The sequence below is a fragment of the Microvirga sesbaniae genome, assembly GCF_025460805.1.
In the GTDB taxonomy this organism is placed as follows: Bacteria; Pseudomonadota; Alphaproteobacteria; order Rhizobiales; family Beijerinckiaceae; genus Microvirga; species Microvirga sesbaniae.
Genome location: NZ_JAMXFJ010000016.1, coordinates 26,330 through 44,883 on the forward strand (window position 1 = coordinate 26,330; position 18,554 = coordinate 44,883).

Annotated in this window: 23 protein-coding genes; 14 read left to right on the forward strand and 9 right to left on the reverse strand. The window is 68.5% G+C overall.

Going from position 1 to position 18,554, the window contains the following annotated elements; genetic code table 11:
• Positions 1-51: 51 nt before the first annotated feature.
• Both OCW50_RS20330 and ftsY read right to left on the reverse strand, forming a co-directional pair.
• Positions 52-648, reverse strand: a complete 597-nt coding sequence (locus OCW50_RS20330; protein ID WP_262298740.1) for a septation protein A — start codon at positions 646-648, stop codon at positions 52-54.
• Positions 645-1,994, reverse strand: a complete 1,350-nt coding sequence (gene ftsY, locus OCW50_RS20335) for a signal recognition particle-docking protein FtsY (RefSeq protein ID WP_262298741.1) — start codon at positions 1,992-1,994, stop codon at positions 645-647. Before ftsY ends, OCW50_RS20330 begins: the two co-directional genes overlap by 4 nt.
• A 201-nt stretch (positions 1,995-2,195) precedes the next feature.
• Here ftsY and OCW50_RS20340 point away from each other — a divergent pair, with 201 nt between their 5' ends.
• Entirely contained in the window at positions 2,196-2,897 is a 702-nt protein-coding gene (locus OCW50_RS20340; RefSeq protein WP_262298742.1) for an RluA family pseudouridine synthase, read from the forward strand.
• Between the two features lie 55 nt (positions 2,898-2,952).
• Here the strand turns inward: OCW50_RS20340 and mtaB are convergent, their stop codons facing one another.
• From mtaB to OCW50_RS20355, 3 genes are all read right to left on the reverse strand, one after another.
• Positions 2,953-4,206, reverse strand: coding sequence for a tRNA (N(6)-L-threonylcarbamoyladenosine(37)-C(2))-methylthiotransferase MtaB (mtaB, locus tag OCW50_RS20345; protein WP_262271471.1), 1,254 nt, complete (start codon positions 4,204-4,206; stop codon positions 2,953-2,955).
• On the reverse strand, positions 4,206-5,090 hold the full coding sequence (dapF, locus tag OCW50_RS20350; RefSeq protein WP_262298743.1) for a diaminopimelate epimerase: 885 nt from the start codon (positions 5,088-5,090) through the stop codon (positions 4,206-4,208). The genes mtaB and dapF overlap by 1 nt, the downstream gene beginning before the upstream one ends.
• 124 nt (positions 5,091-5,214) lie before the next feature.
• Positions 5,215-5,952 (reverse strand): sulfite exporter TauE/SafE family protein, encoded by a 738-nt coding sequence (locus OCW50_RS20355; RefSeq protein ID WP_262298744.1) that lies wholly within the window; start codon positions 5,950-5,952, stop codon positions 5,215-5,217.
• A gap of 232 nt (positions 5,953-6,184) precedes the next feature.
• Between OCW50_RS20355 and OCW50_RS20360 the strand changes: the two genes are divergently transcribed.
• Both OCW50_RS20360 and OCW50_RS20365 read left to right on the forward strand, forming a co-directional pair.
• Positions 6,185-6,922, forward strand: a complete 738-nt coding sequence (locus OCW50_RS20360; RefSeq protein WP_262298745.1) for a GyrI-like domain-containing protein — start codon at positions 6,185-6,187, stop codon at positions 6,920-6,922.
• Entirely contained in the window at positions 6,919-7,590 is a 672-nt protein-coding gene (locus OCW50_RS20365; protein WP_262298746.1) for an HAD family hydrolase, read from the forward strand. Before OCW50_RS20360 ends, OCW50_RS20365 begins: the two co-directional genes overlap by 4 nt.
• Here the strand turns inward: OCW50_RS20365 and OCW50_RS20370 are convergent.
• Both OCW50_RS20370 and OCW50_RS20375 read right to left on the reverse strand, forming a co-directional pair.
• On the reverse strand, positions 7,547-8,611 hold the full coding sequence (locus tag OCW50_RS20370; protein WP_373371477.1) for an MBL fold metallo-hydrolase: 1,065 nt from the start codon (positions 8,609-8,611) through the stop codon (positions 7,547-7,549). The genes OCW50_RS20365 and OCW50_RS20370 overlap by 44 nt on opposite strands.
• 142 nt (positions 8,612-8,753) lie before the next feature.
• Entirely contained in the window at positions 8,754-8,900 is a 147-nt protein-coding gene (locus OCW50_RS20375; protein WP_262271476.1) for a hypothetical protein, read from the reverse strand.
• Positions 8,901-9,157: 257 nt separating this feature from the next.
• Between OCW50_RS20375 and OCW50_RS20380 the strand changes: the two genes are divergently transcribed.
• From OCW50_RS20380 to OCW50_RS20410, 7 genes are all read left to right on the forward strand, one after another.
• Positions 9,158-9,373 (forward strand): eL24 family ribosomal protein, encoded by a 216-nt coding sequence (locus OCW50_RS20380; protein ID WP_173947754.1) that lies wholly within the window; start codon positions 9,158-9,160, stop codon positions 9,371-9,373.
• A gap of 2 nt (positions 9,374-9,375) precedes the next feature.
• Positions 9,376-10,923: a signal recognition particle protein gene (gene ffh, locus OCW50_RS20385; protein ID WP_262271477.1), complete on the forward strand. Its 1,548-nt coding sequence runs from the start codon at positions 9,376-9,378 to the stop codon at positions 10,921-10,923.
• Between the two features lie 72 nt (positions 10,924-10,995).
• The gene (rpsP, locus tag OCW50_RS20390; RefSeq protein WP_183453851.1) at positions 10,996-11,355 is read left to right on the forward strand and encodes a 30S ribosomal protein S16; all 360 of its coding nucleotides are present in this window, start codon (positions 10,996-10,998) and stop codon (positions 11,353-11,355) included.
• A gap of 5 nt (positions 11,356-11,360) precedes the next feature.
• Positions 11,361-12,080, forward strand: a complete 720-nt coding sequence (gene rimM, locus OCW50_RS20395; protein ID WP_373371478.1) for a ribosome maturation factor RimM — start codon at positions 11,361-11,363, stop codon at positions 12,078-12,080.
• Positions 12,077-12,760 carry a tRNA (guanosine(37)-N1)-methyltransferase TrmD gene (gene trmD, locus OCW50_RS20400; protein WP_262271478.1) on the forward strand — a complete coding sequence of 228 codons (684 nt, stop codon included), beginning with the start codon at positions 12,077-12,079 and terminating at the stop codon, positions 12,758-12,760. Before rimM ends, trmD begins: the two co-directional genes overlap by 4 nt.
• A gap of 115 nt (positions 12,761-12,875) precedes the next feature.
• Positions 12,876-13,220: a hypothetical protein gene (locus OCW50_RS20405; RefSeq protein ID WP_262270250.1), complete on the forward strand. Its 345-nt coding sequence runs from the start codon at positions 12,876-12,878 to the stop codon at positions 13,218-13,220.
• Positions 13,221-13,336: 116 nt separating this feature from the next.
• Positions 13,337-13,735: a VOC family protein gene (locus OCW50_RS20410; protein WP_262298747.1), complete on the forward strand. Its 399-nt coding sequence runs from the start codon at positions 13,337-13,339 to the stop codon at positions 13,733-13,735.
• A 12-nt stretch (positions 13,736-13,747) separates the two neighbouring features.
• On the opposite strand, the gene OCW50_RS20415 is transcribed toward OCW50_RS20410, so the two are convergent.
• On the reverse strand, positions 13,748-14,695 hold the full coding sequence (locus OCW50_RS20415; protein WP_262298748.1) for a PLP-dependent cysteine synthase family protein: 948 nt from the start codon (positions 14,693-14,695) through the stop codon (positions 13,748-13,750).
• 104 nt (positions 14,696-14,799) lie between these two features.
• Here OCW50_RS20415 and OCW50_RS20420 point away from each other — a divergent pair, with 104 nt between their 5' ends.
• The 3 genes from OCW50_RS20420 to leuC all read left to right on the forward strand — a co-directional run bounded on the left by OCW50_RS20420 (position 14,800) and on the right by leuC (position 17,761).
• On the forward strand, positions 14,800-15,471 hold the full coding sequence (locus OCW50_RS20420; RefSeq protein WP_262298749.1) for a winged helix-turn-helix transcriptional regulator: 672 nt from the start codon (positions 14,800-14,802) through the stop codon (positions 15,469-15,471).
• 271 nt (positions 15,472-15,742) lie between these two features.
• A complete protein-coding gene (gene rplS, locus OCW50_RS20425) occupies positions 15,743-16,126 on the forward strand; it encodes a 50S ribosomal protein L19 (RefSeq protein ID WP_262270254.1) in 384 nt (127 codons plus the stop codon).
• A 228-nt stretch (positions 16,127-16,354) separates the two neighbouring features.
• On the forward strand, positions 16,355-17,761 hold the full coding sequence (leuC, locus tag OCW50_RS20430; protein WP_262270255.1) for a 3-isopropylmalate dehydratase large subunit: 1,407 nt from the start codon (positions 16,355-16,357) through the stop codon (positions 17,759-17,761).
• Positions 17,762-17,837: 76 nt separating this feature from the next.
• Here leuC and OCW50_RS20435 read toward each other — a convergent pair whose 3' ends face one another.
• Positions 17,838-18,155 carry a hypothetical protein gene (locus tag OCW50_RS20435; RefSeq protein ID WP_262298750.1) on the reverse strand — a complete coding sequence of 106 codons (318 nt, stop codon included), beginning with the start codon at positions 18,153-18,155 and terminating at the stop codon, positions 17,838-17,840.
• 123 nt (positions 18,156-18,278) lie between these two features.
• Between OCW50_RS20435 and OCW50_RS20440 the strand changes: the two genes are divergently transcribed.
• Positions 18,279-18,554: a hypothetical protein gene (locus tag OCW50_RS20440; protein WP_262270257.1), complete on the forward strand. Its 276-nt coding sequence runs from the start codon at positions 18,279-18,281 to the stop codon at positions 18,552-18,554.

An 18,554-nucleotide genomic window follows, 5' to 3' on the forward strand; every position in this document is an offset into this window, starting at 1 on the left:
TTCTTCCGATCGAGATCACCGGCACTGGGCCGGTGATCACGTGGCATTTGCTTAAGCTTCCTCCGCCTTCTTGACCTCGTGCTTGAGCAGCAGCGGCGTCTGCGCCAGGGCGAACGCGATGGTCAGCGGCATGATGCCGAAGACCTTGAAGCTGACCCAGAAATCCGTGGTCTGCGTGCGCCAGACGATCTCGTTGAGCGCGGCGAGCGCGAAGAAGAACAGGGCCCAGCGCAGCGTCAGCTTACGCCAGCCCTCCTCGTCGAGCTCGAACACGCTGTCGAGCACGATCTGCAGCAGGGGCTTGCGGAAATACAGGCCGCCGAGCAGCACCAGCCCGAACATGGTGTTCACGATGGTGGGCTTGAGCTTGATGAAGGTCTCGTCCTGCAGGAACAGGGTGAGCCCGCCGAAGACCACCACGACGATGCCGGACACCATCGGCATGATCGGCAGCTTGCGGGTGAGCCCGTAGCTGATGCCGAGCGCGATCACGGTCGCCACGATGAAGACCCCCGTGGCGGCGAAGATACGATGGTCTTCCGGGAAGCCGAACCGGTCCCCGTAGGCATTGCCGAGGAAGAACAGGGCGAGCGGCCCGAGTTCGAGGGCGAGCTTGAGCAGGGGAGGGAGGCGCTTGTCTTCGGTCATGAGGTTGCTTCTAACCCGGCAATGGCTTTTGCGAAATCCCGTGCGGTGAAAGGCTCCAGGTCCTCGACGCCCTCTCCGACGCCGATGAAGTGGACCGGGAGGCGGAATTTTTCGGCGAGCGCCACCAGGATGCCGCCGCGGGCGGTGCCGTCGAGCTTGGTCATGACGAGGCCGGTCACGCCCGCGGCCTTCTGGAACAACTCGACCTGGCTGATGGCGTTCTGGCCCACCGTCGCATCGAGCACCAGGAGGGTGGCGTGCGGCGCGGTCGGGTCGAACTTCTTCACCACGCGCACGATCTTCTCGAGTTCGGCCATGAGCCCGGCCTTGTTCTGCAGGCGGCCGGCCGTGTCGATGAGGAGCACGTCGGAGCCGTTCGCCTTCGCCTCCTGCAGGGCGTCATAGGCGAGGCCCGCCGCATCGGCGCCCTGTGCCCGGGCCAGCACCGGCGCGCCGACCCGTTCGCCCCAGACCTTGAGCTGCTCGATGGCCGCGGCCCGGAAGGTGTCGCCGGCGGCGAGCATCACCTTCAAGCCCTGCTGGCGGAACTTCTGGCTCAGCTTGCCGATGGTGGTGGTCTTGCCCGCTCCGTTCACGCCGATCATGAGAATGACGAAGGGTTTCTTCGTCCGGTCGATGGCGAGCGCCTGGGCCACGGGCTGGAGCGCCTTCTCGACCTCGCCGGCGAGAATCGCCTTCACCTCCTGGGGGGAGATCTCCTTGTTGTAGCGGCCCGATGCGATCGCCGCGGTGATCCGCATGGCGGCCGGGACGCCGAGATCGGCCTGGACCAGGGCGTCCTCGAGTTCCTCAAGGGTCGCGTCGTCGAGCTTGCGCTTGGTGAAGAGGCCGGTGACGCTGTCCGACAGGGACGAGGAGGTGCGGCGCATGCCGTCCGTCAGGCGCTGCCACCAGCCGCGCGCCGCCGCAGGCGCCGCATCGGGGACCGGATCAGGCAGCACCTCGGCGGGCGCCGGTTCCGGCGCCGGCAGGTCCGCGGCCGTGATGTCGGGGCGCAGTTCGGGACCCGTTTCGGTCAGGATGCGCGGCAGCGGCTCCTGCGGGTTGGTGCCCTCGGGATCGAGGCCCTCCACGGGCTGGAGATCCGCACCGGCCAGTTCCGGCGCCGCCTTGGCATCTTCAGGCGTATCGGGGGAAGCCTCGGTCACGGTCGGGGGCGCGGACGTCAGGTCGTCCGCGGCGTTGGCCGGCGGCGAGGGCATCGTCTCGGGATGGCCTCCGGCCTGCGGCGCCTCCGGCGCCGCCTGCGGGGCGGCCGGGGTCTCGGTCTTGCGCCCGAACAGACGGGAGAGGAATCCGGGCTTGTCGGGCTTGGTGTCAGCCATGGGTGCTGCTGTGCCTTTTCATTCTTGTGCTTGATTGAGCGCTGCCGCCTCGATAGCGCATCGTGCACAAAAGTGGGAAACGGTTTTCGCTTGCGCGGCCCTCTGGGACCGCACCAAACGATGCGTCTGCATTCAGCGTAAGCATCGGATAAACCCTAAGAGGGGTTCCACTTTTGGCGCCGATGCTCTAGCCGAGGCCTCATGAATGCGGAAGAGATAGTGAGCCGATTGCTGTATCGCGATGCCCTGATGCTCGTGATCGACAAGCCCGCCGGCCTGCCGGTGCATCCCGGCCCCAAGGGCGGCGAGACCCTGTTCCATCACCTCGACGCCCTCCGCTTCGGTCTGCCGCGCCGCCCGGAGGCGGCGCACCGCCTCGACAAGGATACCTCGGGCTGCCTCGTGCTCGGCCGCCATCCCAAAGCCATCGCCCGCCTCAACGAGCTTTTCCGCAAGGGTGAGGTCGACAAGGTCTATTGGGCCGTGGTCGAGGGCGGTCCCCGGGCCGAGGAGGGCGAGATCGACCTGGCGCTCGCGCCGAAATCGCCGGATCGCGGCTGGTGGATGAAGGTGGACCCCAGGGGCCAGCCCTCCCTGACCCGGTGGCGGGTGCTGGGGCGGGGCGAGGGCCTCGCGCTGCTCGAGCTGCGCCCCGTCACCGGCCGGACCCACCAGCTGCGGGTCCATTGCGCGGCCATGGACTTCCCGATCCTCGGCGATCCCATCTACGGCACCGCCCCGCGCTTCGGCGGCCCGGGCCTGCACCTGCACGCCCGCAGCGTCACCGTGCCGCTCCATCCGAAGAAACCGCCGATCCTCGTGGAAGCCCCTGTGCCGGAGCATATGCGGGAGCGCGTGGAGGCTTGCGGCATCAGGATGGACGGCAGGGGCGGCCCGACCTGACGATCCGCCGCATGTCGCCGCCGGCCTCGCGCGGGCGATCCGCCCGAACGAGCTCTTATGCCGCCAGCAGGTCCTTGCCGTCGTGGCCGGCGATCGTGGTCGGGACGATCTCGCCCGGCGTCACGGGCCGGTCGAAGCGCACCAGGGTGAATCCTTCCGTGCGGCCGAGCCGGTTCGTCTCGATCAGCACGTTGCGGCGCGCGCCGATCTCGCCGCCGAGATGCCTCAGCAGGGCGGCCTCGCCCTTTTCGCGCAGGCGCCGCGCCCGGTCCTTCACCACGTCGCGCGCCACCTGCGGCATGCGCGCGGCCGGGGTGCCGGGGCGGGGCGAGAACGGGAAGACGTGGAGATGCGTGAGGTCGCATTCGTCCACGATGGCGAGGGAGCGCGAGAACATCTCCTCGGTCTCGGTCGGGAAGCCCGCGATGATGTCGGCGCCGAAGACCATGTCGGGGCGAAGGCGCTTCACCTGTTCGCAGAACGCGATGGCGTCCTGTCGCAGATGGCGGCGCTTCATGCGCTTGAGCACCATGTCGTCGCCGGCCTGAAGTGACAGATGAAGATGCGGCATCAGGCGGCTCTCGCCGGCGATCGCGTCCAGGAGGTCTTCGTCCGCCTCCACGGAATCGATCGACGAGATGCGCAGGCGCTCCAGCTCCGGCACGTGGCGCAGCAGGCCCTTGACCAGGGTGCCGAGCTTCGGCTCACCGGGGAGGTCCCGGCCGTAGCTCGTGATGTCGACGCCGGTGAGCACCACTTCGCGGGAGCCGTGCTCCACGAGGGTCCTGACCTGCTCCACCACGGCCCCCATGGGCACGGAGCGCGAATTGCCGCGGCCGTAGGGGATGATGCAGAAGGTGCAGCGGTGGTCGCAGCCGTTCTGCACCTGCACGAAGGCGCGCGTGCGTCCGCGCATGCCGTCGATGAGGTGAACGGCCGTTTCCTTCACGGCCATGATGTCGTCGACGAGAATCTTCTCGCTCGAGCCCACGCCGAAGTCGCGCATCCCGGCCCAGGTCTCGGCCTTCATCTTCTCGTGGTTGCCGACGACCTGGCTGACCTCCGGCATGGCCGCGAAGGTTCCAGGCTCCACCTGGGCGGCGCAGCCCGTCACGATGATGCGGGCGTCCGGCTTCTCGCGGGCGAGCTTGCGGATCGACTGGCGCGCCTGGCGGGTCGCCTCGGCGGTCACCGCGCAGGTGTTGACGATGACCACTTCGCCGAGGCCCGCCGCCTCCGCGTGGCGCTGCATGGCCTCCGACTCGTAGGTGTTGAGCCGGCAGCCGAAAGTGACGACCTCGACCGCCATCAGGCCACCTCGGCGAACAGGGCCGGGGAGAGGGTGCCCTCGTGCTCCAGTTCGGTCGGACCGGTCATGAGGACATGGCCGTCGCTCTCCCGCCATTCGATGACGAGGTCGCCGCCGGGAAGCGCGACCACGGCCTTGCGGCCGGTCAGCCCCTTGCGGGCCGCCGCCACGAGGGTCGCGCAGGCTGCGGACCCGCAGGCCCGGGTGGCGCCCGCTCCCCGCTCCCAGACCCGTAAGCTGATGTGCTCCGGGCTGGTCACCTGGGCGAAGGAGATGTTGGCGCGCTCCGGGAAGGCCGGGTCGTGCTCGAAGACCGGACCGATGACGGCAAGGTCGTAGGCCTGGGCGTCCTCGACCCAGAAGACCGCGTGCGGATTGCCCATGCCGACCGCCGAGGGGGCCCGCAGCTCGGGCGCCTCGGGCAGGACCGTGTCGACCGCGATCGTGCGGGTGTCCGGGTAGGGATCGCGCAGGGGAATCTCGTTCCAGGCAAGGCGCGGCGGGCCCATGTCGACGGTGAAGACCGTGTCCGAGACGCGCTCCACCGGCAGCAGCCCGGCCTTGGTTTCCAGCACCAGGTCGCCCGCGACCGGGCGGCTCATGACCGGATCGGTCGTCATCGCCCAGGCGACGCAGCGGGTGCCGTTGCCGCAGGCGCCGGATTCCGAGCCGTCCGTGTTGTAGATGCGCATATAGGCGTCGGTGCCCGGCGTCACCGGATCGTGCAGCACCATCAGCTGGTCGAACCGGGAGCGCGGATCGGACGCGATGGCGCGCGCTTCCGATGCGCTCACGCGATGGGCGGAGCCGCGCAGGTCGAGCACGGTGATCTCGTTGCCGAGACCGTTCATTTTCAGGAAGCGGCTGTTCGAAAGGGCGTTCATGCGGGCGTATATGGCTCAAAACGCCCGAAACCGCGAGAGGGGTCGCGCGCGTCTGCGGCAATATCGTCTGAAGCATCGGACCCGAAAGTGGATTTGCCCTTTTGGGACCGGTCCGATGCGTGCGTTAAAATGCCTGCACGATCCGGGGGACGCTGGTCGCCACGATGAGCAGGCCGACCGCGACCATCAGGGGCCGGGTCGGCACCCGGCTGACCACGAAGCCGCCCAAGGGGGCGGCCAGCACCCCGCCGGCGATCAGACCCGCGGCCGAACTCAGCTCCGACCAGCCCAGGTTCAGGATGAAGGTGGCCGACACCACGGATGTGACGAGGAACTCCGTCAGGTTGGCGGAGCCGATCACCTGCCGCGGGGCATGGCCGCGCCCGATCAGCGAGCTCGTGACGACCGGGCCCCATCCGCCGCCGCCCATGGCGTCGAGCAGGCCGCCGCCGGCGCCGATCCACGGCACCATCCAGTCCCGGACCTCCCGGGGCCAGAGCGGACGGAATGCCTTGAACGTGATGTAGAGGCCGATGGCCATCAGATAACCGGACACCAGGGGCTGGATCGTCTTCGCGTCGATGCTGGACAGGATGAAGGCCCCGACGGCTCCGCCGAGCATGCCGGCCGGCGCGAGGCGGGCCACGAGGCGCCAGTTCACGTTGCGGTGGAGCACGTGCGAGGCGCCCGAGGCCGCCGTGGTGAAGATTTCGGTCACGTGGGTCACGGCGCTGGCCGTGGCGGGCGGCACGCCGAAAGCCAGAAGGCTCGTGGTCGAGAGCACCCCGAACGCCATGCCCAGCGCCCCGTCGACGAGCTGCGCTCCGAAGCCGATCAGCGCAAAGATCAGAAAGTCTTCCATTCCTGAGCAGCCTCGACGGAGACGGACGGGAGCTCGAGCATAGGCCAAGGGGATGACGTTGCGAGAGGGATCGCGGCGCCCGGCCAGAGGATTTTTTGTGCAGCTTATGAAAGGATGGCCTGCTGCAATCCGTCCTCCATGGAAGCCCGTGGACGGCCTCGCCGCTGCACCAAAACACCCCTATGGTGCTGCACCGTCTCTCTTCTTGATTCGCGGGTAAGGCGTCCTTCACATGCGGCTGCGCTCTTCAGGTCTTCTCCTCGTTTTCGCCCTTTGCTCAGGCGTCGCCCTCGCGCAGACGCCCCCGCCGGCAAGCCCCCCGGCCGCCGCGGAGACGCCGGCCTCTCCTGCGGCTCCGGCCCCTTCTCCCGCTCCGGCCGCCCCGCAGGTGCAGGGCGCGCCGACGCCGGTCACACCCGCACCGGCCGCTCCCGCACCCGCCACACCTGCGCCCGCGCAGGAGGCGGGCCGCACGACCCTGTTCCCGAATCCGAGCGATCCGTCCGGCGTGGAGGAGGGCGTGCTCGTGTCCAAGCCCACGGTGGTGCTCTCGGGCACCAGCACCTGGGACGACGCCTTCACCAACCTGAAGAACGCTTTCGCCAAGATCGACGGTGAGCTGAAGAAGGCCGGGATCGCGCCGGCGGGCCGGCCGGTGACGATCTTCGTCGACACCGACGACGACGGCTTCAAGTACGACGCGATGGTGCCCATCGCCCGGGTGCCGGACGGCAAGACCGAGCTCACGCCCGAGATCAAGTTCGGCAAGACCCCGGAGGGCAAGTCCTTCCGCTTCGTGCACAAGGACGCCTATGACGAGATCGACGGCACCTACGAGACGATCACGGCCTATCTCGACATCAAGGAGATCGTCGCCAAGGACGCGTTCATCGAGGAATACGTGAGCGACTTCACCGATTCCCAGGACACCAATTTCGAGGTGAACATCTACGTTCAGCCCAAAGAATGATCGCGCTCTTCGATCTCGACGGGACCCTGACCGACCCGAAGGCGGGCATCACCCGGTCCGTCCAGTATGCCCTCGAAAGGCTCGGACGCCCCGTTCCGGACGCGGGCGCCTTGACCTGGATGATCGGCCCGCCGCTGGTCTCGGGCTTCACGGAGCTCTTGGGCGGGGCCGAGGAGGTGCCGGACGCGGTCCGCTTCTATCGTGAACGTTACGGCGATGTCGGGCTGTTCGAGAACGAGGTCTATGCGGGCATCCCGGCCTTGCTCCGGAGCCTCGAGGAGAAGGGCGTCCGCCTCCACGTCGCGACGTCGAAGCTCCAGGTCTTCGCGCAGCGGATCCTCGAGCATTTCGATCTGTCGCGGTTCTTCGCCGGGATCTACGGCTCCGAGCCCGACAACCGCAACGCGGACAAGCGGGATCTCATCCGGCATATTCTCGACCGGGAGCGCTTCGACCCGGCCGGCGCCGTCATGATCGGCGACAGGAAGCACGATGTCATCGGCGCGGCAGCCAACGGCATCGCGACCATCGGGGTCTCCTGGGGCTACGGGTCCCGGGAGGAGCTGCGGCAAGCCGGGGCCGCATGTCTGGCCGACGATCCGCAGGGCCTCGAAGCGCCGATCCTCAGGCTGACGGGGTCCACGCCTCGCCCGGCCGCAACGGCCTGAACCGGGCCTCCGGGATTTCGGCCGCCCGGAGGGCCGCCGCCAGTTCCTGCGGCGGCTCGTCGACCCCCTCGTTGGTGAGCCGGAACGTCCCCCAATGGTGGCCCAGCGCCTGCTCGGCCTCGATGATCCGCAGCACCTTCACGGCATCCTCCGGGTTCATGTGCTGTGGCTCCATGAACCAGCGCGGCTCATAGGCGCCGATCGGCAGATGGGCGAGCCGCGGCCGGCCGAAGCGCTCGCGCACGGCGCGGAAGATTTCTCCGTCGCCGAAGCCGGTATCGCCGATATGGTAGACCGTGCCGGCCGGCGTGGTCAGCACATAGGCGCACCAGAGCGCCATGCGCCGGTCGTTGATGCCCCGCGCCGACCAGTGATAGGCGGGCTCAAGATGGGCCGTGACGCCGTTGCCGAGATCGACCGACCCGCCCCAGTCCCGCGTCTCCACGGGGATTTGCGGATGCTCGGCCCGGATGACCGCATCGTTGCCGAGCGGCGCGACCACCTTCGGGCGGTGCCGCTGCCAGAGGCGGCCGAGGGTGTCCGTGTCGAGATGGTCGTAGTGGTTGTGGGTGATCAGCACCGCATGGACCGGAGGCAGGTCGTCGAAGGCGATGCCGGGCGGGTTGACCCGTTTGGGACCCGCGAAGGAGACCGGGCTCGCCCGCTCCGAGAACACCGGATCGGTCAGGATGTTGAGCCCCGCCACCTGGATCAGGAACGAGGCGTGGCCGATCAGGGACGAGCGCAGGTCCCGCACCTCGGCCGGGGGCTTGTCCCGGAAGGGGCTCGGGAAGCTGTCCGGCCAGTCCTTGCGCCCGCCGTCGAGCTGCCAGCGCGCGAGCTCCAGAAAGCCCTTGTCCTGCGGCTGGTTGGCCAGGAAGAACCGGACCCCGTCGAAATGATCGGTGACCGGCCCCTGATAGTAGCGGTTCGTCGCCCGGGCGGCCGTCATCCAGCTTAACGCACCGGTCGCGGCCACGACGGGAAGCCCGAGGATTTTGAGAAGGGTGCGGCGGTTCATGGAGGTATCGTCTGCGGTGAAGCTTTAAGCGTGGGGACGACGGCCCGGATCGGCAAGGGGCTCGGTCCCGTTCTCCCGGAACACCCACTCCCATGGTGGCCGGGCTCGTCCCGGCCATCCCGACTTAGAAGGGCTCAGCGCCTCAAATCATCGAGATCACCGGCACGAGGCCGGTGATGACGAGGCGGGTCCGAGCCGCGGGGGCAGCCGGGCCCATCCCGATCAGGACGAGCGCGCCGCCTCGAACGATCGAGATCACCCGCACGAGCCCGGTGATGACGGGGGGCACGCCTTCGCCTCGTCCGGGCCGGCGACCGTCGAGACATCAAGATCCTCCATCGTCTGCCTTTTCCTTGACTTCTCGGTCTTTTCCCCTTAGGGGCTGACCGCAAATCTGTAGAGCGAGCCCTTTGAGCCGCCGACCAGCCCGCGAGGCTGGAGGTCAACGTCCGACAGCGCGATGCGCCCTCGGGCGCGTTTCTCTTTGGGTTTCCTTTGCGCCGTCGCAACCGGACGAGCCGGATCGCGACGCATGAGGATGAACGGATGTCGGACGACGCATTGCGCATCGAGGACGCGGTCAACGAGACCTGCCCGTGGTCGGGGAAGCCGATCGCGGCGGATTCGCTCACCCTCTACCGCGGCGAGGTGGTCGGTTTCTGCAATCCCGGCTGCCGCGACAAGTTCAAGGCGGCGATCGACCACTTTGAAAAGGCCCTTGCGAAGAGCGATGTACCTCTCATCGCAAAAGGAATTGAGTGATCATGTTCGAAGGCCTTTCCGAGAAGCTTTCCACCATCCTCGACTCGCTGACGCGCAGGGGCGCGCTCACCGAGGAGGACGTCAACGCGGCCCTGCGTGAGGTCCGCCGCGCCCTGCTCGAGGCCGACGTGGCCCTCGAGGTGGTGCGCTCCTTCACCGACAAGGTGCGCTCCCGCGCGGTCGGCGCCGAGGTGGTCAAGTCCGTCTCCCCGGGCCAGCAGGTGGTCAAGATCGTCCATGACCAGCTCGTGGAGATGCTGGGCTCGGACGCGGAAATCATCGACCTGAACGCGGTTCCGCCCGTCGGCATCCTCATGGTCGGTCTCCAGGGTTCGGGCAAGACGACCACCACGGCCAAGATCGCCCGGCGCCTGAAGGACCGCGAGAACCGCCGCGTGCTCATGGCGTCCCTCGATACCCGCCGCCCGGCGGCACAGGAACAGCTCGCCGTGCTCGGCAAGCAGGTGGGCGTCGACACCCTGCCCATCGTGGCCGGCCAATCGGCCGTGCAGATCGCCCGCCGCGCTATGGAAGCGGCCCGTCTCGGCGGCTACGACGTGGTGATGCTCGACACGGCCGGCCGCGTGACCGTGGACGAGGCCCTCATGGTGGAGGCCGCCGAGGTGCGCGCCGCCACCGGCCCGCACGAGGTCCTCCTCGTGGCCGACGCGCTCACCGGCCAGGACGCGGTCAACACCGCCCGGGCCTTCGACACCCGCCTCGGCGTCACCGGCATCGTGCTCACGAGAATGGACGGCGATGCCCGCGGCGGCGCCGCCCTGTCCATGCGCGCCGTCACCGGCAAGCCGATCAAGCTCATCGGCACGGGCGAGAAGGTCGACGCGCTCGAGGAGTTCCACCCCTCGCGCGTCGCCAACCGCATCCTCGGCATGGGCGACATCGTCTCGCTGGTCGAAAAGGCCGCCGAGAACTTCGACCAGGCGCAGGCCCAGCGCATGGCCGAGAAGATGCGCAAGGGCAAGTTCGACCTGGAGGATCTGCGCGACCAGCTCGCCCAGATGGAGAAGATCGGCGGCCTGAACGGCATGCTCGGCATGCTGCCCGGCGTGGCCAAGATGAAGTCGCAGCTCGAGAACGCCAATCTCGACGACCGGATCATCAAGCGCCAGCGCGCCATCATCGATTCCATGACCCCGGCCGAGCGCCGCAACCCGGACATCCTCAAGGCCTCGCGCAAGAAGCGCATCGCGGCCGGCGCCGGCGCCAAGGTCGAGGAGATCAACAAGCTGCTGAAGATGCACCGCCAGATGGCCGACGTCATGAAGATGATGGGCGGCGGCAAGGGCAAGGGCATGGCGGGCGCGCTCGGCAAGATGTTCGGCCTCGGCGGGGGCGGCATGCCCCAGCCGACGCCGGAGCAGATCGAGGCGCTGCAGAAGCAGATGGGCGGCAAGCTGCCCGACTTCCCGGGCGGCGCCGGCGGCCTTCCGCCCATGCCCAAGGGCGTGCCCGGCCTGCCGGGCCTGGGCGGGGCCAAGATCCCGGGCCTGCCCGGCATCGGCGGCTTCCCGTTCGGCAAGAAGAAATAGGTTTCGTCATTCCCGCCCGGGCGGGAATGACAGGCAAGAAGTTTGATCACAGGACACCAAAAGGAGTTTCCCATGTCCCTGAAGATCCGTCTCACCCGTGGTGGTGCGAAGAAGCGTCCCTACTACCGTATCGTCGTCGCCGACTCGCGCTCCCCGCGCGATGGCCGCTTCATCGAGAAGGTCGGCACCTACGACCCGATGAAGCCGAAGGACGATGCCGGCCGCGTCGTTCTCGAGACCGAGAAGATCCAGGCTTGGCTCGCCAAGGGCGCCCAGCCGACCGACCGCGTCCTGCGCTTCCTCGACGCCGCCGGCCTCCTGAAGCGTCCGGCCCGCAACAACCCGCAGAAGGCCGTCCCGGGCAAGAAGGCCCAGGAGCGCGCGGACGCGAAGGCCGCCGCGGCTGCCGCCGGCGAAGGCGAGGCTGCGTAAGCGCCATGTCAAAGCGCGAGCGTTTCCAAAAAAAGCGCTCCGCCTCACCCCTCCCCCTTGTGGGGAGGGGCAGGGGTGGGGGTGTCAGCGCAAACCTCTTCAAGGGTACGCTGACACCCCCACCTCCCACTCCTCCCCACAAGGGGGAGGAGAGCAGGACGGCGCCCGCTCGGGACGATCTCGTTCTCGTGGGTGAGTTCGGCCGCGCCCATGGCCTGAAGGGCGAGGTGCGGCTGAAATCCCATACGGGTGACCCGCAGGCGATCGCCGGCTACAGGCCGCTCATCGCATCCGACGGCCGATCCTTGTCCCTCAAATCCGTGCGGCCCGCCCCGGGCGGCGCACCCGATCTTCTCATCGCGGTGGTCGACCGCGTGACCACGCGCGAGGCCGCCGAGGCGCTCAACCGCGTACACCTCTACGTCGAGCGCGACAGGCTTCCGCCGCCCGACGAGGACGATGAATTCCTGCTCGCCGACCTGATCGGGCTGCCGGTCCAGACCGAAGCCGGCGAAACCATCGGCACCGTGATCGACGTGCCCAATTACGGCGGCGGCGACCTCCTCGAAATCGCGCCCGCGCAGACGGGCCCGACCGCGTTCCTGCCCTTCACCAAGGCGTTCGTGCCGATTGTGGACCTCGTGGCCAAGCGCCTCGTGGCCGTGCCGCCGGACGACCTGTTCGAACCGGCGAATGCCGCGCCCGACTCCGGGGACGAGGCGTGAGCTTTTCCGCCACCGTCCTGACCCTCTATCCCGACATGTTCCCCGGCCCCCTGGGCATGTCCCTGTCGGGGGATGCGCTCGCGCGCGGCGTGTGGTCGCTCGCGGCGAGGAACATCCGCGACCACGGCCTCGGCCGCCACCGCACGGTGGACGACACGCCGGCGGGCGGCGGTCCCGGCATGGTGATCCGCTGCGACGTGCTGGCCGCCGCCATCGACGCCAATATTCCGCCCGACGATCCGCGCCCGAAGCTGCTCATGAGCCCGCGTGGGCGGCCGCTGACGCAATCCCATGTCCGCGACCTCGCGGCCGGCCCCGGCGTCGTCATCGTGTGCGGCCGCTTCGAGGGCGTGGACGAGCGCGTGATCGAGGCCCGCGGCTTAAGGGAAGTCTCCATCGGCGATTACGTGCTCTCCGGCGGCGAGATGGCCGCGATGATCGTGCTCGACGCCTGCGTGCGGCTGCTGCCCGGCGTCATGGGCAAGGAGGCCTCCGGCACCGAGGAGAGCTTCGAATCGAACCGCCTCGAATATCCGCACTACACCCGGCCGCGCGAATGGGAGGGCCGGCCGATCCCGGACGTGCTGCTCTCCGGCAACCACGCCCTGATCGAGCGCTGGCGCCAGGAGGAATCGGAACGGATCACGCGCGAGCGCCGGCCGGATCTTCTGGAGCGCTAGCGCACCGTGCGGATCCGGACGATGCGCTCTGCGAGGTGCAGAGCATCGGCCCGATGCGGAACGCCGGACACGGCCGGGGGTTGAAAGGGCGGCACCTCGATCAAAGGAGGTCGATATGGTCAGCCGCCTTCTTCTCAGCACGACCTTTGCCGTCATCCTGGCCGGTCCCGTCCTGGCGGGCCCCTGCACGCAGCGGCTCGCCGATCTGGAGAAATCCATCTCGGCCCGGCAGGAGGGCGCGGGCCCGACCCTGGACGCGCCCGCGACGACCGGGTCCGCCACGCAGGGCTCGACCCCAAGCCCTGGCCAGGGGGCGAACGTCACCGGGCAGAGCCAGGGCCACAACCAGTCCATGCAGATGATCCAGCAGGCCAAGCAGCTCGATCAGCAGGGCAAAGAGGCCGAGTGCATGGATATGGTCGGCCGGATCGGCGCCACGGCTCCGCCCGCCACCAAGTAGAGCCAGGCGCTCCCGTCCGCATGGGGCCGCGCCGCGGCACGGTCGCATTGCCACCGCGCACCGTCTGTGCTCCGCTTGATCCCAAGTCCTTCGGGCGATGAATGGGAGACGCGGGCGTGGTGCAGGGTTTCGAGCATGTGGGGATGACGAGCAGCGATCTCGACAGGACCATCGCGTTTTACAGCGGGCTGCTGGGGCTGAGGGAGATTCTCGTCAAGCGCACCGGCGAGGGCGGGCGCATCGCATTTCTGGAGACCGGCGGCGTCATGCTCGAAATCGTCGAGCCGGCCGCAACCATCGAGACGCCGGCGCGCGAGGTGCCCGTCACCGAGGCGGGCATCCGCCACATCACCTTCCGGGTCGAGGACGTGGAGGCCGTCTACGAGACGCTGCGCGCGGCCGGCGTCGAGTTCACCGTCCCACCCCGCAGGGCGGCGAACGCGGAACTGATCCGCAAGGTGGCGTTCTGCCGGGATCCCGACGGCATCGTGGTCGAGTTCCTGGAGCGCGTGTGATCGCCGCGCCGGTCAGGCCTTCGCCGCAAGCGCCGCCCCGAAGGTCTTCAGATACTTCATCCCCGTGTCGCACATCACGGTGACGACCGTGGCGCCGGGGCCCAGCCGCTCGGCGAGGCGCAGGGCCGCGACGACGTTGGCGCCCGTGGAGGTTCCGGCGAACAGGCCCTCCTCGCGGGCGAGCCGGAAGGCCATGGCGGTGGCCTCCTCGGTCGAGACCCGCTCGATCCCGTCGGCGATGCCGTCCTGCCAGAGCGGAACCACGTAGCCGGCGCCGATCCCGTCGATCCTGTGCGCGCCCGAGGAGCCGCCCGACAGGACGGGCGATTCCGCCGGCTCCACGGCCACGACGGTCAGCGCGCCGGAATGGCCTCGGAGGCGTTCCGCGATGCCGCGCAGGGACGCGGCCGTTCCGACGCTCTGGACGAAGCCATCGATCCGGCCGTCCGTCTGCCGCCAGATCTCGTCGGCCATGCGGTGGTAGGCGGCGATCTGGTCCCGGTTCTTCATCTGGTCGGTCCAGAACGAGTTCTTCGCCTGCGCGATCACGCCGGCCCGCGCGATCATGGTCTTCGTCAGCGCCTCGGTCATGCGTCCGCCGTCGCTTTCGACGATGTGCAAGGCCGCCCCGAGAAGCCGCATGTGGTCGAGCTTTTCCTTGCTGAACGCATCGGAGGTCACGATATCGAGCGGATAGCCCTTCACGGCGCAGACCAGCGACAGGGAGACGCCCGTGCTGCCCCCGGTATATTCGACCACCGGGCCCCCGGGCTTCAGGCGCTCGTCGGCTTCCGCCGCCTCGATCATGGCGAGTGCCATCCGGTCCTTCATGCTGCCCGTGGGGTTCTCGCTTTCCAGCTTCAGCAGGATGCGGGCGCCGCGGGCGGGCCTGACATGGCGCAGGGCGATCAGGGACGTGTTGCCGATGCGGTCGAGGATGGTGAGGGGCTGTGCGGTCATGGGATCATCCGGAAAACTCCCGCCTCGATAGGCCGGGATGGGCCGCCTGTCAGGTCCGAAATCCGGACTTCTGCCGCGCGCCCGGGCATGGTAGCGCTTCACCCATGGCAGATTACGGTCAGTTCTGTTCCGTGGCGCGCGCCCATGAGGCCATCGGCGGGCGCTGGACCCTTCTCGTGGCGCGCGAGCTCCTGTGCGGCAGCCGGCGCTTCAACGACATCCGCCGGGGCATCCCGCGCATTTCCCGCACCATGCTGTCGGAGCGCCTGCAGGATCTGGTGCGTGTCGGGGCCGTCACGCGCGTCGAGGGCGAGCACGGACCGGAATATGCGCTTACCGATTCGGGCCGCGAGCTGATGGGGATCGTCGGCGCCCTCGGCGCCTGGGGCCAGCGCTGGCTGCCGCGACGGGCCGAGGACGAGGATCTCGATCTCGAACCGCTCCTCGTCGACATGCAGCGGCGGGTCCGCACCGACGCTCTGCCGTCCGAGCCCCTCGTCGTCCGCTTCGAGATCGAGGGGCAGCACCGGCCGCGCTTCCTGCTCCTGAAGGAGGCCGAGGTCTCGTTCTGCACGCAGAACCCGGGCTTTCCGGAGCCCCTCTGCGTCCGTGCCCGCCTGCCGGCGCTGGTCGCCTGGTGGCGGGGCGACGCGACATTCGCCGAGGCGCAGAGGATGGGGCTCGGGGTGGAGGGGCCGAAGGGGCTGGTGCAGGCGTTTCCCGGCTGGTTCGAGCGCTATCTGTTCGCCGGGGTCGTGCCTGCTGCATCCGGATGAGCCTTCGGTGCGCACGCCTTATCCATTCCGTCACGGCCGGGCTGGTCCCGGCCATCCCGCTCGGCAGAGCGCGGCGCTTCTCAGCATCGGGATTACCGGCACAGGGCCGGTGATGACGAGGGAGGGCGGAACGGGCGCCCCGCCCGCCGATGCGAGAGGCTCGACAATCCGCCAAATCTCCTGTATAGGCGCGGCCTCAACTTAAAACAGGACGCCGAAATCCCGCGGGTTTTGAGATCGCTCAGAGCCACGCAACGGCAGGAGTATTACGATGAACCTCATTCAGCAGCTCGAGCAGGAGCAGATCGCCAAGCTCGCCAAGACCATTCCCGACTTCCAGCCCGGCGACACCGTGATCGTCAACGTGAAGGTGAAGGAAGGTGAGCGCAGCCGCGTGCAGGCCTATGAGGGCGTGTGCATCGCCCGGTCCGGCGGCGGCCTCCACGAGAGCTTCACGGTCCGCAAGATCTCCTACGGCGAAGGTGTCGAGCGCGTGTTCCCGCTCTACTCGCCGCTGGTCGAGTCCATCAAGGTCGTGCGCCGCGGCGCGGTCCGCCGCGCCAAGCTGTACTACCTGCGCGACCGTCGCGGCAAGTCGGCCCGTATCGCCGAGCGCACCGAGAAGAAGACCGAGACCCCGGCCGCGGCCGAGTAAGGCTCTCGCCTCCCTCTTCGGACGATGCAAAGGCGCGGCTCAACCCGCGCCTTTTTGCTGACGACCGAGGCTTGGCGGCACGCCCACGCGACAAAAATATAATTGCGCGGTGACAGGCGTCTGCTATGCGATCGTTTCAAGGGCCTGTGCGCTCAGGACATCTTCCCGTCCGTGCGCCTGCCCGCTAAACACGCCGAACCGTTATTTTTCGACCGCTGGAAGAGAACCATGGCCAAAGCCCGCACCCTCTACGACAAGATCTGGGACGACCACGTCGTCGATCAGCAGGATGACGGGACGTGCCTTCTCTACATCGACCGCCACCTCGTGCATGAGGTGACGAGCCCGCAGGCCTTCGAAGGCCTGCGCATGACCGGCCGCACGGTGCGCCAGCCGCAGAAGACCCTGGCGGTGGTCGACCACAACGTGCCGACCTCCGACCGCTCGCACGGCATCTCGGACCCCGAGGCCGCCACCCAGGTGGCGGCGCTGGCCCAGAACGCCAAGGATTTCGGCGTCGAGTACTACAACGAGCTCGACACCCGGCAGGGCATCGTCCACGTGGTGGGCCCGGAGCAGGGCTTCACGCTGCCCGGCATGACCATCGTGTGCGGCGACAGCCACACCTCCACCCACGGGGCCTTCGGGTCGCTTGCCCACGGCATCGGCACCTCGGAGGTCGAGCACGTGCTCGCCACCCAGACGCTGATCCAGAAGAAGGCCAAGAACATGCGCGTGACCGTGGACGGGCAGCTGCCCGCCGGCGTCACCGCGAAGGACATCATCCTGGCCATCATCGGCGAGATCGGCACCGCCGGCGGCACCGGCCACGTGATCGAATACGCCGGCGAGGCCATCCGGTCCCTGTCGATGGAAGGCCGCATGACGATCTGCAACATGTCGATCGAGGGCGGGGCCCGGGCCGGCATGGTGGCGCCCGACGAGAAGACCTACGCCTATCTCAAGGACCGTCCCAAGGCGCCCAAGGGCGAGGCCTGGGACGCGGCCGTGCGCTACTGGGACAGCCTGCGCACCGACGAGGGCGCCTTCTTCGACACCGAGATCCGCCTCGACGCCGCCAACCTGCCGCCCATCGTCACCTGGGGCACGAGCCCGGAGGACGTGGTGTCGATCGCCGGCGTAGTGCCGAACCCGGACGACATCCAGGACGAGAACAAGCGCCGCTCCAAGTGGCGGGCCCTGGAATACATGGGCCTCACCCCGGGAACGAAGATCACCGACATCGCCCTCGACCGGGTCTTCATCGGCTCCTGCACCAACGGCCGCATCGAGGACCTGCGCGAAGTCGCCAAGGTGGTCGAGGGCCGGCGCGTCGCCGAGAGCGTCAGCGCCATGATCGTCCCCGGCTCCGGCATCGTGAAGATGCAGGCGGAAGCGGAAGGCCTCGACAAGATCTTCAGGGAGGCCGGCTTCGACTGGCGCGAGCCCGGCTGCTCCATGTGCCTGGCCATGAACGCGGATCGCCTCGCGCCCCACGAGCGCTGCGCTTCCACGTCGAACCGCAACTTCGAGGGCCGCCAGGGCTTCAAGGGCCGCACCCACCTGGTCTCGCCCGCCATGGCGGCAGCGGCGGCAATCGCCGGCCGGTTCGTGGACATCCGCAGCTTCCGCTGATCCGAATTCTGAAGATGGATGAAAAAGGCCGCGACCCTTGCGAGTCGCGGCCTTTTTCATAAAGGGGCGAGAGGCCTCAGTCCACGTAGACCCGGCGACCGCCGGCCACGACCTGGCGGCAGCGCTCGACCGGACGGCGGACGACCACGCCGCTCGGGCGGACGCGCTCCTCCATCACAGTGCGGCACACGGTCCGGGTCCGGGCCGGACGCACGATGCGGCGCTCGACCACGCGATCGCGATAGCCGTCTCGATAGCCGTGGCCGTAATGCCGTTCCTGCGCCACGCGCACGCCCGACGGGCCGATCCGCACGTCGACGCCCTGCGCCGACGCCGCACCGGCGCCGAGAACCACCAGCCCGGCCGCAGCCAGGATACCAAACACTTTACGCATTGTTGCCTCGTGAGCTTGTGTTGTTCTGGGCCAGTTAACGGCCAAGCGCGCCAGGCGTTCCGTTGCGGAGACGTGATCGGATCGCCATGGTAAAGCAACGGTAAAGGCTTCGAGGAGGGTTTCATGAACGATCGGGACCGGGAAGCCCGCGACGCCGACGCGGCGCGCGAGGCGCTGGAGCGCGTCCAGCGGGATTCGGACACCCTCGGCGCCTCGGCGCTCGCCCGCATGGGCCGCCGGGCGGGCGACCATTTCGGCGCGAAGGACGCTGTCGGCTCGGCCGAGGACGGCGGCACCGATCCGGTCGAGCTCTGGGGCCGCCGCATCGGCCGCGCCCTGTCGCTCGTGGGCGTCGTCATCCTGGCCATCTGGCTCCTGGTCCAGCTGAGGATTCTCTGA

Bases quoted from the DNA above. Each gene is read 5' to 3' on its own strand.
- OCW50_RS20330 (WP_262298740.1), bottom strand. From the start codon at position 648: ATGACCGAAGACAAGCGCCTCCCTCCCCTGCTCAAGCTCGCCCTCGAA.
- ftsY (WP_262298741.1), bottom strand. From the start codon at position 1,994: ATGGCTGACACCAAGCCCGACAAGCCCGGATTCCTCTCCCGTCTGTTC.
- OCW50_RS20340 (WP_262298742.1), top strand. From the start codon at position 2,196: ATGAATGCGGAAGAGATAGTGAGCCGATTGCTGTATCGCGATGCCCTG.
- mtaB (WP_262271471.1), bottom strand. From the start codon at position 4,206: ATGGCGGTCGAGGTCGTCACTTTCGGCTGCCGGCTCAACACCTACGAG.
- dapF (WP_262298743.1), bottom strand. From the start codon at position 5,090: ATGAACGCCCTTTCGAACAGCCGCTTCCTGAAAATGAACGGTCTCGGC.
- OCW50_RS20355 (WP_262298744.1), bottom strand. From the start codon at position 5,952: ATGGAAGACTTTCTGATCTTTGCGCTGATCGGCTTCGGAGCGCAGCTC.
- OCW50_RS20360 (WP_262298745.1), top strand. From the start codon at position 6,185: ATGCGGCTGCGCTCTTCAGGTCTTCTCCTCGTTTTCGCCCTTTGCTCA.
- OCW50_RS20365 (WP_262298746.1), top strand. From the start codon at position 6,919: ATGATCGCGCTCTTCGATCTCGACGGGACCCTGACCGACCCGAAGGCG.
- OCW50_RS20370 (WP_373371477.1), bottom strand. From the start codon at position 8,611: ATGAACCGCCGCACCCTTCTCAAAATCCTCGGGCTTCCCGTCGTGGCC.
- OCW50_RS20380 (WP_173947754.1), top strand. From the start codon at position 9,158: ATGTCGGACGACGCATTGCGCATCGAGGACGCGGTCAACGAGACCTGC.
- ffh (WP_262271477.1), top strand. From the start codon at position 9,376: ATGTTCGAAGGCCTTTCCGAGAAGCTTTCCACCATCCTCGACTCGCTG.
- rpsP (WP_183453851.1), top strand. From the start codon at position 10,996: ATGTCCCTGAAGATCCGTCTCACCCGTGGTGGTGCGAAGAAGCGTCCC.
- rimM (WP_373371478.1), top strand. From the start codon at position 11,361: ATGTCAAAGCGCGAGCGTTTCCAAAAAAAGCGCTCCGCCTCACCCCTC.
- OCW50_RS20405 (WP_262270250.1), top strand. From the start codon at position 12,876: ATGGTCAGCCGCCTTCTTCTCAGCACGACCTTTGCCGTCATCCTGGCC.
- OCW50_RS20415 (WP_262298748.1), bottom strand. From the start codon at position 14,695: ATGACCGCACAGCCCCTCACCATCCTCGACCGCATCGGCAACACGTCC.
- OCW50_RS20420 (WP_262298749.1), top strand. From the start codon at position 14,800: ATGGCAGATTACGGTCAGTTCTGTTCCGTGGCGCGCGCCCATGAGGCC.
- rplS (WP_262270254.1), top strand. From the start codon at position 15,743: ATGAACCTCATTCAGCAGCTCGAGCAGGAGCAGATCGCCAAGCTCGCC.
- leuC (WP_262270255.1), top strand. From the start codon at position 16,355: ATGGCCAAAGCCCGCACCCTCTACGACAAGATCTGGGACGACCACGTC.
- OCW50_RS20435 (WP_262298750.1), bottom strand. From the start codon at position 18,155: ATGCGTAAAGTGTTTGGTATCCTGGCTGCGGCCGGGCTGGTGGTTCTC.
- OCW50_RS20440 (WP_262270257.1), top strand. From the start codon at position 18,279: ATGAACGATCGGGACCGGGAAGCCCGCGACGCCGACGCGGCGCGCGAG.